The sequence below is a fragment of the Lactivibrio alcoholicus genome (assembly GCF_055390895.1).
The window spans coordinates 2,068,976-2,082,453 of record NZ_AP042471.1 but is presented as its reverse complement, the minus strand read 5'-3'; the positions used below and the strand labels follow the sequence as shown (position 1 = coordinate 2,082,453).

The following is a 13,478-nucleotide window of genomic DNA, read 5'->3' as shown; positions in this document are numbered from 1 at the left end:
TCATACGTCGCCCATTCCCTGAAGGTGCGTCATCGGGCCGTAGAGTTCGACCATGCGGTCGTATTCGGTCGGATCGTAGAAAGACAGATTCCCTTCGCCGAAGGCCTTCGCGACCTCGATGACGAACCGGACGGCCGATTCGATATCGACCGGCTGCGACGCACCCGTTGCGCATCCGGGAACCGCCGACTCCGCCGTAAGCGCGACGCCGACAACCGGAGCCGACGTCGCCGTGCACGGCTGCAGGATGCTGTTCAGATGGTAGAGTCCGTTGCCGTACGGGGTGATGTCCTGCATCGACAGCGGGAAGACGACGGGGGCGCGCCCGGTCACGTACGACATGACGGAGAGCAGGTCCTCGCTGACGCGCATGATCCAGCCCTCCCTGACGGTCGGCGAGATGGCGAACCCGCGATGGTTGATGACCCGGTTGCCGCGCGTCGTATCCACGGAGAGGACCGCGTCGAGATTTCCGGACATCTCCTCCGCGTTCGCGATCGCCATGTTGATCGGAGAATCCATGAACGGGACGGGGTCGTGCGGGCGCGTCGGAGCGTTCGGACAGATGTGGGTCGATACGAAGACGTCACCTTTCAGGACGTCTCCGACGGCCGACATGCGGGCCAGCTTCATCGCCGTCGCCACGGCCGTGACGGCTCCGTCTGCGTCCGACACCAGGCCGGTCCGCTCGGGTCTCGCCCCGATGCCGCCCAGTCGTCCGACGATTCCGAGCGTCGGGGCTGTTCCCCCGGATATTCTGCCCGACGAACCGCGTACCCAGACCTTCACGAAGTCGGTGTTTCCTTTCGGTCCCGTGACGGTCCGCACGACGACGTCCGCCTCCCCCGCCTCCAGAATCGCCGCCCTGACGGATTCTCCCGTGACGACCGGAGAATCCAGAAGTTCCATGGCCTTCATGGTCCAGTAGAGAGACATGAATTAGCTCCTTTCCCGGGATCCCCCGCGCGCATCGAAGGACAGGTACGCGAGAACGGGCTCCCCGACTATGCCCTCGACGGGCTCGAACAATTCCCTGCACCGCATCCCCGCTCCGAGAAGCAGGTTTCCGGACGGCGCGGCCAGAACGACGACGCGCATGTCGCGCCGAAGCTCCGCGGTCGTCACTGGAACTCCCGTCCCCGCGTCGAGCGTCATGATGAGGTCGGGGAACGTGTACCGGCGTTTTCCTCCGACGTCGAGCGTCATGTATTCGTTCCAGAAGGTCGCGGACACTCCCCCTTCGACCTCGATCCGGCCGTGGTCGAACCCGCCTTCGGTCGCGAGGTCGTACCGCACGACCGCGCCTTCCGCAACGACCGTTCCGCCGAGGAGCGCAGCCGCGGCGGCCGCGACCGCTTCCCCGCCGAAACCGGCGTCGCGCATCGCGAATCCGACCTCGATCGCCCTCCGGACCCCGCCAGGCGCCGCGTGCCGTTTCGCGTACGACGCCGGTACCGGATTTCGGGCCACGGACACAAGTCCGCCCGCACGTACGGAACTCTGTCGTACGAGCGCCGATACCGCCTCCATCGGTCCCCTGAAGATCGCCTCGAGGTACGTCCCCTTCTCAGGATCCCCACCCGCCGCGGCCTGCACCGAGCGATACGCGGCGTCGCGATGGAGCCCCATCGAGCCCATGAGCCCCGTCGGATGGGCGCGACCGTTGCACGGGGCGTCAACTACCGGTCGCCCGGTCATCGCGGCGGGAACCCATCCGTTGCAGATCGCGCTGCCACCGCATTCGTTCGTGATGAGCCCGCCGACCGAGAGATCCTCGAAACGTTCGAGCATCGTCACGACGCGTCCCGCCGCCTCCGGCGAAGCGCAGGCGTCTCTCGCCGCCGGCGCCCCTACGGCCGAACACGTCAGCAGCACGGCTTCCGGATCGACATCGTCGATATCGACGAGGTTCACTCCCCCGAGGCGCACCGCCTCGACCGCGAGAAGGCGCCCCTTCTCCATGGATCCGCCGCCGCCGCCGCCGAGCAGGCACCCTCCGAGAATCGCGGCATCGATTTCTTCCCGTGTCAGTTTCATACCCTTCACCCGCGTTTCGTTCTCTACGTCAGCAGAGTGCGGCGCGCATGGCCGCTCCCGCCGCGATCAGCGGATCGATGACGACAAGCCCCGTCTGCTCCCGAAGCACGGCCGCGATTCCGATCGTCGCGAACCCCGTACACGCGAGCGCGAGCACCCGGGCGCCGCGATCCCTCATCAGGCGCGCCGAAGCGATCGTCCGTTCCCGTCCTCCGTGAGTCATGAGGTCGAGCGTCGACGACACCCCATCCGGACGTCCGGACGCAACCAGCGCGTCGCCGAGAATCGCGCGCATCTCTTCCGGGATGTCCTCCATGATGCCAAGAACGCCCACCGCCGCCCCGAACGAACGGGCAAGATGCGCCGTCGCGATTCCCGCGCCGACGACCGGAACCGTGAGATCCCGCTGAAGCGTCCGTACGGCGGGATCTCCCGCACAGCTCACGAGAATCCCCCCGACCCCATCTCGTTCCATTTCGCGGGCAAGCGCGATCACTTTCGGAATCGCGAGGCGCTCCGTCCCGGAATCGTGGATCCCCTCGGGTTGGTCCGGAATGCAGCGGGACTCCACCCGAAGCCCCGGAAAGGTCCGTTCGAGGATGTCGCCGTGACGCCGGAGCAGCGACTCGTCGTCCGTGGTCAGGACCCGGATGAGGCCGACTTTCGCTTCGGTTACCACCATCCGAAACTCCTCCCGAGCGCGTTCACGAAGCCGTAGATTCCGTCTCCGGCAATGAACCCCGCGCCGTACAGCTCGAGGAGCTCCCCGTGATTCTTCTCGAACGCGAGTCTGATGGCGACGGCGACAAGAAGCCCTATCCCGTAGATCGGGTTGTTAATCAGGAGTCCCGTCGCGAAGAGCACGCCGAGCGCCTTTTTCGCGCCTCCCGCGAACTGGAGCACCGCTCCGGCAACCGACCAGACCAGAAGCTGGCGCAGGATCTCCGGGTGCGATCCCGCCTTGATCGTCGCCGCAAACACCTTGCTGACGGGCGGGATGAGATTCTGCCGGAAGTGCATGTCCATGAGAAGTCCGACGACGACCATCGCGATGACGCCGCCGATCAGCTCGGAGATCACCTGCTGGCGTCTGCCGTCGAGCTCGTATGCCGGGTTCGTTCCCCTGCCGCGGATGATCCATCCGGTCTTCAGGTCGTATCCCATATCCGCGAAGCACGGCCCGGTGCTGGCGACGTACCCCGTCAGCAGCGCGAGCGCCGCGGGGGGGAACCCCATGAAGAGTCCGAGACTCAGGAAGATGATGCTGATCGCGAACCCGGGAAACCATCCCGAGTGCATCGCGCAGAGCCCGACGAGAATCGGGCTGACCAGCGCGGAAATCGTGCTCCAGGTCACCCAGAGCGACAGCGTCGAAGCCGACATCTCCGACCAGATGCCCGAGATGAGCGACAGGGCCACTGCGCCCGCGAGGAAGAGGACGAAGCCCATTCCGATGGCCTTCTTCGTGGCGTCTTTGCTCACACTGTACGTATCCTGCATTGTTTCCGCGGCGCCGTTTCCGGATTTGCGCGTGATGATGACGATGGCCTGGATCAACGAGACGACTCCGGCCCCGATCATGACGCCATGGGGGATATAGGTCTTCCCGAGATCGACTGGGAGCCCCGAAATTCCCAGACTTCCAAGAAACGCCGCGATCTGCGGGAAGTACCCGCGGACGAGGAGTCCAAGGGCCAGCGCGACCATCGCGAACGTATTCGCGATGAAGGCGATGCCGACTCCCGCCATCGGCAGTCCGGCGGCGAGAAACGGCTTGATCTTGAGAGCCGCTCCCGCCGCTCCGAGCAGGATGCCTCCGAAGAGCAGCCGCCCCTTTCGTCCGCCTTCATCCCCCGCTATGAGCGCCTGCGCCGTCGCGACACCGGGAGGCCATGAACCGCTCGCCAGGAACAGCTCGGAATCGTAGACGCGATACACGAAGTACATCCCGATCAGCGTCGCGATCCCCGATCCGACGAGCATCGGAATGAGCTGCTTCATGTCGCCGAAGGCGAACAGGATTCCGACCGCGAGGAGTCCGCAGTTCGCCGCCCCGAAACCGGCGGCGGATGTCATCGTCTGCACGAGATTCTGCCTGTCGAGACTCCGGAACTTTTCCATCGACGCGAGCGGAATCCGCGCTATCGCCATCGCGAGCAGCGCCCCGATCACGGATGTGTTCGGGGTGATGCCGATCCTCGCGATGATCTGCATGCAGATCACGGCCGACAGAACCGAAACGAAGACGCTGACCAGCAGCGTCTCCCTCTCGAGCGCCTTCACGTGTGGTTCGTGTGGATCCTTCATGTGACCGCCCCCCTCAATTCGTCGTCAGAAAACGAACGGAACCGGAAAACACGCGCAACCGTAACGATCGTATCGCTCTCTCCTCTCTCCCGACCCGGGCACAGTGTACTATTTCCACTCGTCGGACGATATCGGCCATGTCGTATTTTCTGACATGACGAGGTCCGGAACAATGGTCCGTGGACACGAAAGTCCCCGAACTTCTCTGTGCGGGAGGCACACTCCTCAGGTGCGGCCTGAGTGCAGGTGACAGGAGACCTCCCGTCCGCCCGCCAGAACGCGGGGAGGCGGAGTTTCGCAAACATCGGACGCATCCGGACACCGTGTCCGGAAGGCGCAGCCTCCCGGCGGGTCGAGCGGACTCGGAATCTCTCCCCGGACGGGGTCGGATGTCATTCTCCGTCCCGGATCGGGAACGGCGCTCAGTAACGCCCTCGTGTACGGGTGAAGCGGAGAGTCGACGATATCCGAGACAGTTCCGCTTTCCACGATCCGCCCGAGGTACATGACCGCGACGCGGTCGGAGAAGCAGCTGACGATCTTGAGGTCGTGCGTGATGAGCAGGTATGTCAGGGTCCGCGTTCCGCGGATTTCCATAAGGAGGTTGAGGATCTGCGCCTGCACCGAGACGTCGAGTGCGGACGTCGGCTCGTCCAGCAGGAGCAGTTGCGGTTCGAGGATCAGGGATCGCGCGATCGCGACGCGCTGCTTCTGTCCGCCAGACAGTTCGTGCGGATACTTCGGAAGCAGATCCCTTCCGAGGCCGACGAGATCGAGCATCGCGGAAACCCGACCGGAGCGTTCGCGCGCGTTCCCCATTCCGCGGATCAGGAGTCCCTCCTCTATCTGGAACCTGATAGTCTTCCTCGGATCGAGCGATGATTCGGGGTCCTGAAAGACCATCTGGACGCACGCGCGCCTCCTGTCCGACTCCTTCAGCGGTTCGCCGGAGAGCAGAATCTCGCCCGACGTCGGCCGATGAACGCCGGCGACGAGATTGGCGACGGTCGACTTCCCCGATCCGCTCTCGCCGACGATACTGAACACGCTTCCGCGCGGAACCGAAAACGACACGGAACGTACGGCGTGAAGTTCGAGCGTCGGACGTCCGAACAGGTTTTTCCGGACCGGAAACGTCTTTCCCACGTTGCGCACTTCGAGGATGTCCATGGGTTTCACGCCCCTTCTCCACGGTATTTCCAGCACCAGACGACGCGGCCGCCGAAATCGCGGGGGGGCGGCGGCTGAGTCCGGCACACGTCCATGACCGCGTCGCATCTGGGATGGAACCGACACCCCGGCGGAGGGGAGAGCGGACTCGGGACGGTGCCCCGGATCGCCGCGAGCGGACATCCCCTCCGTTCCGCCCCGAGCGTCGGAATCGACCGGAGCAGACCGACGGTGTACGGATGGAGGGGATTCGCGAAGATGTCCGCGACCGGCGCGATCTCCATGACCCTCCCCGCGTACATCACCATGATCCGCTGCGCTATCTGCGACACGACCCCGAGGTCGTGCGTGATGAAGATGAGCGCCGTGTTCGACACCCGCTGCAACTCCCGGAAGAGATGAAGGATCTGCGCCTGGCTGATCACGTCGAGCGCCGTCGTCGGTTCGTCGGCGACCAGCAGCGCCGGTTCGCAGAGCATCGCCATTGCGATCATGACGCGCTGCCGCATTCCGCCGCTGAATTCGAACGGATACCGCTCCAGCATCCGCTCGGGGTCGGGAATCGCGAGGCGCTCCATCATTCCGACGACCCGGTCCCTGGCGGACGGGCCCGGCATTCCCAGATGCTCCTCCAGTACCTCGCCGAGCTGCCTGCCGATACGGATGGACGGGTTCAACGAGTTGAGGGGGTTCTGGAAAACCATCGACACGTCGCGGCCGCGGAACGCGGCCAGCGACGCGCAGGGCTGTCCCCTGAACGTCAGGTTTCCTTCCCTCCGGACCGATGGAGCCGAAACGAGATCCATGATCGAGAGGACCGTGACGCTCTTACCCGAACCGCTCTCCCCGACGATGCCGAGGGACTCCCCCCTTTCGACCGAGAAGGAGACGTCTTCGCACGCCGTCAGGATCCCTTCCGGAAGGCGGAAGCGGACCGAAAGCGAGCTGACGGAGAGCAGCGGAACGGAACGGTCCGTCAAAAATCCCGTCTCCTCTCGCGGAAGTACCGCGTCGCTTCGCGCATCAGATCTTCGTCGGCGAAGAGATCGCACGCCGTCAGCGCGAGAGCCTTGACGGCCCGGAGCATCGCGCCGTAGCCGTATTCGGAATCGGAACACGCGGCGAACTCGGGCGTATGCGTCGGGATCTTCTCTCCGGCCGTGATGTCGATATACCCCTGCGTTCCGGCGACGACCTGCGTCACCGCCCCGACGTCCGTGGATCCGACTCCGTCCCCGTAGATCCGCGGAGACACCTTCTCGCCGACGAGTTCGTAGTTCCTGTCGATCGTCCGCGCGATCGGGACGTTAACGTACACCTCGGGCTGCGCGTCCCGGAGCGTCAGCGAAACGCGGCAGCCCGTCATTTTCGCGGCGCCCTCCGCGATGTCGCGCAGTCGGACCTCCATCGCGTCGACTTCCTCCATGGTCAGCGCCCGGAGGCCGATCTCCGCCTTCGTATAGTCGGGGATCGTGTTGAACGACTGTCCTCCGTCGAGGATGATGCCGTGGACGCGCGTCCGCTCCTTCATCTGCTGGCGCATGAGACCGATGCCATTGAAGAGAGAGATCATGGCGTCGAGCGCGTTGACGCCCTTGTAGGGGCCGGCGGCCGCGTGCGCCGAGTGGCCGAAGAATTCGACGTAGAAGACCTTGATTGCGTACGAGATGTCGAACCCCGTGCTGAGCGTCGTCGGATGGATGATCATCGCCGCGTCCACGTCGCGGAAAACGCCTTTTTCGACGAGATGGATCTTGCCGCCGCCGTGCTCTTCGGCGGGGCAGCCCACGAACAGGATCATCCCCCGGCCCGGCGAGGGGATTCCACAGCTCCTGAGCGCGACGGCGGCTCCGGCTCCGATCGTTCCGATCATATTGTGGCCGCACGCGTGACCGACGCCCGGCAGGGCGTCGTACTCGCCGAGAAGCGCGATCCTCGGCGTTCCGGAACCGGACCGGGCGACGAACGCGGTCTCGAGTCCGCCCGCGTTCCACTCGACGTCGAATCCGTTTTTCCCGAGGAACTCGGCCAGCTCGCGCGACGAACGACGTTCCTGCCACGAAAGCTCATTGTATTCAAAAATCCGCTTCGCGATTCCGACAAGCTCATCCGAAAGAGCGTCGACACGGGATATGATTCGCTGCTTCACCGCATACACATCTCCTTTTCTTTCCGCGCCCCTCACGAACGCATGCGCGGGTCGAGGACGTCCCTGAGGCCGTCGCCCAGAAGGTTGAATCCGAGACACGTCACGAGAATCGCGACGCCCGGGAATATCGCGAGGAGTGGCGCCTTGTCGATGAAGGGCATCGCTTCGCTCAGCATACTCCCCCACGAAGGCGTCGGCGGCTGGATGCCGAGTCCGAGGAAGCTCAGCGTCGCTTCGCTGATCACGGCGCCCGCGAAGCTCAGCGAGGCGTAGATGATCACGGTCGGCATGATGTTGACGATCAGGTGTCGCGAGATGACCCACCATCCCGACGCGCCGAGAACACGCGAGGCGGTGACGAAGTCCTCGTTTCTGAGGCCGAGAACGGAACTCCGGACGACACGCGCGAAGCTCGGCACCATGACGAGTCCGATCGCTATCATCGCGTTGAAGAGACCGGCGCCGAGCGTCGCCATCATCGCGATCGCGAGGAGAATGTAGGGAAACGAAAGAAGCGCGTCCATGAGACGCATGAACAGGGCGTCGGGGAAACCGCCGCAATATCCCACGACGACGCCGATGGTCGTCCCCACGAACGCTCCGATGCCGACCGCGATGACGCCGACGAGAAGAGAGACGCGGGCCCCCCAGACGAGCCGCGTGAAAACGTCGCGCCCGAAATCGTCCGTTCCGAGGGGATGTCCGCCGACGCCCGGCGACGCGAGCGTATTCGCGAAGTCCATATCCTCGAACCCGAACGGCGAGATCGCGGGAGCGCCGAACGCGAGCGCGACGTTCAGCAGAACGATGCAGAGTCCCATGACTCCCTGCTTGCTCCTGAAAAAACGTTTCAGAAACGTCCCGGACATCTCACGCGCCTCCGTACGATTTTCGGATTTTCGGGTTCAGGAAGGCGTAGATCACATCGACGGCGAGGTTCACGAAGATATACAGGACCGCGATGAACAGGACCTCTCCCTGGACGAGAAGGTAGTCGCGGCGCATGATCGCGTCGACCATCAGCTTCCCGAGCCCCGGAAGGGCGAAGACCGACTCCGTGAGCACCGCTCCGGCGAGAAGGTGCCCGAGCTGGAGTCCGACGACCGTCACGACCGGGACGAGCGCGTTCCGAAGCGCATGTCGCCCGAGAACGAGCCGATCTCTGAGTCCCTTCGAACGGGCCGTCCGGATGTAATCCTGACGCATGACCTCGAGCATGCTCGAACGCGTGAAGCGGGTGATGATCCCCATGGACTGGAATGCGAGCGCGAAGGAAGGAAGGATGAGATGGCTCGCGACGTCCCATGCCCCCTTCTCCCAGCTTCCGAGACCGACCGAGGGAAGCCAGCCGAGAGTGAGGACGAAAAACACGATGAGCATCATTCCCACCCAGAAGATCGGCACCGATACCCCGGTGAGCGCGAATGTCGTTATGAGAAGATCGCTGAAACGATTGTGGCGGAGAGAAGCCCATATTCCGAGGGGCACGCCTGACAGCACCGCGAGAGAAAGCGCGCAGACGCTGAGCGTCATCGTCACGGGAAGCCGTTCGAAAATCAAGGAAAGGACATCCTGCCTGTAAATCAGCGAACGGCCGAGATCGCCCCTGAAGACACCCGAGACATAGGACGCGAACTGCGCGGGCAGAGACCGGTCGAGACCGAGTTCGACACGGAAGCGCGCGACATCTTCGGGACTCGCCTCGGGACCGAGAAGCACGAGAGCGGGATCACCTGGTATCATCTTCATGAGAAGAAAGATGACGAGCAGAACGAAAAACAGAGTCGGAACAATCTGGATGCAACGTCTGAGAATGAATCGTCCCACTCCGGCGCCTCCTTGCTCTGAATCCGGAATTCCTTCCATCCTGCGCGGGAAACGCCGTCTCAGCCGCGAAAAACGGAACGGAATCGGTGATATCCGCTCCGGGACCCCGGGAAGGGGGAGAGGCAGGTTCCCAGGTTTCCGGAGCGGATATCGCGGCGGGACGCGGAGCGGATCTCCCCCCCCGCCGGTGGTACGACGATCAGTCGGAAAGCCAGGCGCTGTATCCGGGGCCGAACAGGCGAATCACGCCGTTCGTCGCCGGGTGATAGTCCCTGAGACGCTTGTCCACGCCGTTGAGCGGCACGAGATGGTAGAGCGGATAGTAGCAGCGGTCCTTCATGATCAGCTCTTCGGCCTGTCGGTAGCAGCGGATTCGGTCTTCCTGCTTTCCTGTGGCCGCCGCCTTGTTGATGAGCGCGTCGACCTCCGGATTGCTGTACGCTCCGCCGTTTCCGTAACTCCCCTTCTTTTCCGAATGGAACATGTAGTAGATAAAGAACAGGGGGTCGGGATACCAGGTCCAGCCGATCGCGTAGATATCGGCGTCCGCCTTCGCGGTGACGCCCATGAAGCTTCCCCACTCGAGCGAAATGACCTCGACGTCGACGCCGACCTTCCGGAGCATCGCCTGCGCGATCACGGCGGCCTTCTTCCGGCGCTCGTCTTCGGACGTGTATATTTTCAGCTTCAATTCGCCGGGTTTCTTTCCAAGTTCCTTCAGAAGCTCGACAGCGCGCGCGGGGTCGTGCTTCGTATAGAAGCTGCGGACATCGGGATTATAGGCCCACGTTCCCGGAGGAATGGGTCCGTACGCCGCACGGCCGCTTTCGCCCGGGAAAAGGACTTTGGCGATCTGCTCGACGTCGACCGCACGGAAGAAGAGTTCGCGAACCTTCGGATCCGTCGTCGGCCCCTTGACCGAGTTCATATAGAAGGCGTAGACGTTGCACGGAGCCGCGGAAACGATATCGTACCCCGCCGCGGCCCTGATCTTCGAGACGTCCTGGTCGAGGACCTCCCGCGTCACGTGGACCTGTCCGCTCAGGAGCGCCGTCGTCATCGCGGTCTTGTTCGTGATGTACCGGAACGTGATCTTCTTCGGGAAGGGCTTGTGTTCCGCGTCCCAGTAATTCTCGTCGAGGGCGAGTGTCATGTGCGAGTCCTTCACCCACTCGACCATGCGGTACGGACCGCTTCCCACGGGGTGCAACGTGAAATCGGCGCCCCACTTCTCCACGTCCTCCTTCGGCACGACCGCCGCACCGACGTCGGTCAGAACCGCAAGGAGCGCCGCGAAGGGCTGGTTGAGCACGAGCTTCGCCGTACAGGCGTCGACGACCTCGACGTGATCGAGCATGAACAGGCGCTTCATCGGCGCGATCCTCGCCGCCCGTTCGAAGCTGTACTTGACGTCCTCGGCCGTGATTTCGCGTCCGGGCTGGTTGTCGGTCTTCTGGAAGCGCACGCCCCCGCGAAGCCGGAAGGTCCACGTCCGGAGGTCTTCGGAGAACGACCACGATTCGGCGATGCACGGGACGACCTCCGTCATCGGTCCGTTGTACCGAACGAGCGTCTCGTATACGTGGTACATGACCTGCGACGACGCCGCGTCCTGATACAGGGCCGGATCCATCGTGGTGGTGTTCTGATCCGTTCCGACGACGATCTCCCCCGAGCGATCCCCGGCCGCGAGGGCGATCGGGGTCGCAAACGCAGTCAGCGAGACGAGACACAACACAACGAAGCACCTTCTCATCATACGTGTCACCTCCAGTGGATTTGTCGCAATTCCCGGCTTTCTTCCGACGCACCGGTCGCGCAGCGCCGATTCGCCTCAACAATACATATTTTATTTATTATGAAACAAATGTTGCGAAATGCGCAATGTGTCGCGGAGACGAAAGAACTTCCACGCATTTATGCACTCCGCACGAGAACATTCAGTGGTTCAGCGCGAGGAATGTGAGGGCGATACGGTAGAGGAACGCTTCGTACCCTGTGAGCGCTCCGGGAGGAAGGAGTTCTTCGATCTTCGAAAGGCGGTATCGCAGCGTGTTTCTGTGGATATGGAGGATTTCCGCGGCTTCTTTGCAGGAACGGTCGCATTCGAGGAAGACTTTCAGTGTCTCGCAGAGGCTGGCGTTGTGTTCGCGATCGAACGATGACAGCGGCCCGAGGAGGGAACGCAGAGACGCAAGAAACTCCTCCCTCGCCGGATGATCGTCGAGACACGACAGGATCCCGCAGTCGCGGAAGCGGAACACTCCGCTGCGACACCCGAGCGCGGCGACGATGTCGAGGGTCCTTCGGGCTTCGTAGAGGCTCCGGCGCACGCCGCACGAGAGCCCGTGCGATTCTCCGGCGCCGATGAGGAACGCCATGTCGCCCGAGTCCGGCCGGAAGCGTCGCAGCATCGGCGCCGGATCCTCATCGGGGGGACTCTTCAGCAGAAAGACGATATCTTCGCCCCTGACGGTCAGGAGAAAGTCACGTCCGAGCGACACGAACATCTCGTACAGAGCGCTCCTGATCCACGACGCTGCGCTCCCGCCCGCCCGGAGGACAACGATCCGTACGGGGGCGTGTGCCTCCCAGCCGAAACTGCCGAGTTCCTCGGCGGCCTTTTCGGGCTCCGTCCCGTAGAGCAGCCGCGCAAGGCAGTCCTGCCGGAGCGACGTCGAGCGCATCTGCGCCTCCCGGTCGAAGATCGCGGACATGACTTCCCTGATGATGGGGATATAGGCTGTGGAACGGTGGAGTCGGACGATCGGGAGCGCGCTCTCGTCGGCGATGCGGTACGCCTCGGGCGGCAGGTCGTCGATGAACCTCCCGAGCTTGATTCCGAATCCCGAGACCCTTCGTTCGACCCCCGCGCGGATCAGGCGGCAGAGGGCTTCGGGTTCGTCCTTGAAGGCATAGGCCGTCGTGAAGAGGAAGCAGTCCGGGATGATCCAGTTTTCGGCATCCGGGACCTCGATGACGTCGACCGAACAGACGTACCGGTCGACGCCTCTTGCGCCGGCAATGACCTCGGCTTCCGCGAAGAGCGGCAGCCTGAGCATTTCCCCGACCCGGATCACGCCCCTTCCTCCTTCCCTGTATCCTCACGGAAGATCGGCTTCCGGTACAAGGGTACCCCATCGGGAGGCCCGACGCAACGCTCCCGATGGAACCGCCCCGTCATGCGTCCAGAGGGATCCGCAGGAGTTCCGGAAGTTCCATGATCCGGACCTCGGGCCCGAAGGCGTTCGCCGCGGGGATGATCGCCGTTCCCATGAGGATCGCCGGGATTCCGGCCGCGTGCGCCCCCACGACGTCGATCTCCGGCGTGTCGCCGACCATGACGCACCGGGTCCCGGAAGGGAGTGTCGCAAGTGCCTGCCGGAACATGTCCGGCGAGGGCTTTCCGACGACGTGCGGCTCGCGCCCGGTCGCGATCTTCAGCGCCTCGACGAGAACGCCGACGGCCGGGAGCGGGCCGCGTTCGGAGGGGTACGTCCTGTCAGCGTTCGTCGCGATGAAGCGGGCTCCTTCCCGGATCGCGATGCACGCCTCGCGGACATCCCGCATCGTGATCGCGTCGGCCCAGCCGACGATCACGGCGTCCCAGCCGGAACCGTCGCCGGTGGGACGCACGTCGAGCCCGGCCTCGCGGCATTCGTCGAGGAGCGCGTCGCCGCCGAGGATCATCGGCCGCTTGAGCCCTTCCGAGCCCGCGTATATCGCCGTCGCCCTGGCGGCCGTGAAGACCTCTTCGGGGAACGCGTCGACGCCCATCCGGTTCAGGCGCGCGGCGATCCCTTCGCGCGAGACGCTCGGATTGTTCGTCAGGAAACGCAGCCGCTTCCCGCGCGACCGGAGTTCGCGCAGCGTCTCGGGCGCCCGGGGCGTCGGATTGCGCCCGATGTACACGACGCCGTCGAGATCGAAGAAAAACGCGTCGAAAGAATCCGCGATGGTCCGTTGTTCCACGGCTCCGGTCCCCTTT

At 63.9% G+C, this 13,478-nt stretch carries 12 protein-coding genes; all 12 read right to left on the bottom strand.

Features of this window, described 5'->3' with window-relative positions; genetic code table 11:
• The gene (locus ACZ5IU_RS09585) at positions 1-936 is read right to left on the bottom strand and encodes a DUF1177 domain-containing protein (RefSeq protein ID WP_464416678.1); all 936 of its coding nucleotides are present in this window, start codon (positions 934-936) and stop codon (positions 1-3) included.
• 3 nt (positions 937-939) lie between these two features.
• Positions 940-2,037: a DUF917 domain-containing protein gene (locus ACZ5IU_RS09580; RefSeq protein WP_464416676.1), complete on the bottom strand. Its 1,098-nt coding sequence runs from the start codon at positions 2,035-2,037 to the stop codon at positions 940-942.
• Positions 2,038-2,065: 28 nt separating this feature from the next.
• Positions 2,066-2,719 carry an aspartate/glutamate racemase family protein gene (locus ACZ5IU_RS09575; protein ID WP_464416674.1) on the bottom strand — a complete coding sequence of 218 codons (654 nt, stop codon included), beginning with the start codon at positions 2,717-2,719 and terminating at the stop codon, positions 2,066-2,068.
• On the bottom strand, positions 2,710-4,344 hold the full coding sequence (locus ACZ5IU_RS09570; protein ID WP_464416672.1) for an OPT/YSL family transporter: 1,635 nt from the start codon (positions 4,342-4,344) through the stop codon (positions 2,710-2,712). The genes ACZ5IU_RS09575 and ACZ5IU_RS09570 overlap by 10 nt, the downstream gene beginning before the upstream one ends.
• Positions 4,345-4,569: 225 nt before the next feature.
• The gene (locus ACZ5IU_RS09565) at positions 4,570-5,514 is read right to left on the bottom strand and encodes an oligopeptide/dipeptide ABC transporter ATP-binding protein (RefSeq protein WP_464421876.1); all 945 of its coding nucleotides are present in this window, start codon (positions 5,512-5,514) and stop codon (positions 4,570-4,572) included.
• A 5-nt stretch (positions 5,515-5,519) separates the two neighbouring features.
• A complete protein-coding gene (locus ACZ5IU_RS09560) occupies positions 5,520-6,494 on the bottom strand; it encodes an ABC transporter ATP-binding protein (RefSeq protein ID WP_464416670.1) in 975 nt (324 codons plus the stop codon).
• On the bottom strand, positions 6,491-7,663 hold the full coding sequence (locus ACZ5IU_RS09555) for a M20 family metallopeptidase (RefSeq protein WP_464416668.1): 1,173 nt from the start codon (positions 7,661-7,663) through the stop codon (positions 6,491-6,493). The genes ACZ5IU_RS09560 and ACZ5IU_RS09555 overlap by 4 nt, the downstream gene beginning before the upstream one ends.
• 32 nt (positions 7,664-7,695) lie before the next feature.
• A complete protein-coding gene (locus ACZ5IU_RS09550) occupies positions 7,696-8,532 on the bottom strand; it encodes an ABC transporter permease (RefSeq protein WP_464416666.1) in 837 nt (278 codons plus the stop codon).
• Between the two features lies 1 nt (position 8,533).
• Positions 8,534-9,490 (bottom strand): ABC transporter permease, encoded by a 957-nt coding sequence (locus tag ACZ5IU_RS09545; protein ID WP_464416664.1) that lies wholly within the window; start codon positions 9,488-9,490, stop codon positions 8,534-8,536.
• Between the two features lie 199 nt (positions 9,491-9,689).
• Positions 9,690-11,249: an ABC transporter substrate-binding protein gene (locus tag ACZ5IU_RS09540; RefSeq protein WP_464416662.1), complete on the bottom strand. Its 1,560-nt coding sequence runs from the start codon at positions 11,247-11,249 to the stop codon at positions 9,690-9,692.
• Between the two features lie 181 nt (positions 11,250-11,430).
• Positions 11,431-12,570 carry a PucR family transcriptional regulator gene (locus ACZ5IU_RS09535; protein ID WP_464416660.1) on the bottom strand — a complete coding sequence of 380 codons (1,140 nt, stop codon included), beginning with the start codon at positions 12,568-12,570 and terminating at the stop codon, positions 11,431-11,433.
• A gap of 100 nt (positions 12,571-12,670) precedes the next feature.
• Positions 12,671-13,462, bottom strand: coding sequence for an HAD-IIA family hydrolase (locus ACZ5IU_RS09530; protein WP_464416658.1), 792 nt, complete (start codon positions 13,460-13,462; stop codon positions 12,671-12,673).
• Positions 13,463-13,478 lie beyond the last annotated feature (16 nt).

What these genes read in the sequence shown, in the direction of transcription:
- ACZ5IU_RS09585 (WP_464416678.1), bottom strand. Translation starts at nt 936, where the DNA reads ATGTCTCTCTACTGGACCATGAAGGCCATGGAACTTCTGGATTCTCCG.
- ACZ5IU_RS09580 (WP_464416676.1), bottom strand. Translation starts at nt 2,037, where the DNA reads ATGAAACTGACACGGGAAGAAATCGATGCCGCGATTCTCGGAGGGTGC.
- ACZ5IU_RS09575 (WP_464416674.1), bottom strand. Translation starts at nt 2,719, where the DNA reads ATGGTGGTAACCGAAGCGAAAGTCGGCCTCATCCGGGTCCTGACCACG.
- ACZ5IU_RS09570 (WP_464416672.1), bottom strand. Translation starts at nt 4,344, where the DNA reads ATGAAGGATCCACACGAACCACACGTGAAGGCGCTCGAGAGGGAGACG.
- ACZ5IU_RS09565 (WP_464421876.1), bottom strand. Translation starts at nt 5,514, where the DNA reads ATGGACATCCTCGAAGTGCGCAACGTGGGAAAGACGTTTCCGGTCCGG.
- ACZ5IU_RS09550 (WP_464416666.1), bottom strand. Translation starts at nt 8,532, where the DNA reads ATGTCCGGGACGTTTCTGAAACGTTTTTTCAGGAGCAAGCAGGGAGTC.
- ACZ5IU_RS09540 (WP_464416662.1), bottom strand. Translation starts at nt 11,249, where the DNA reads ATGATGAGAAGGTGCTTCGTTGTGTTGTGTCTCGTCTCGCTGACTGCG.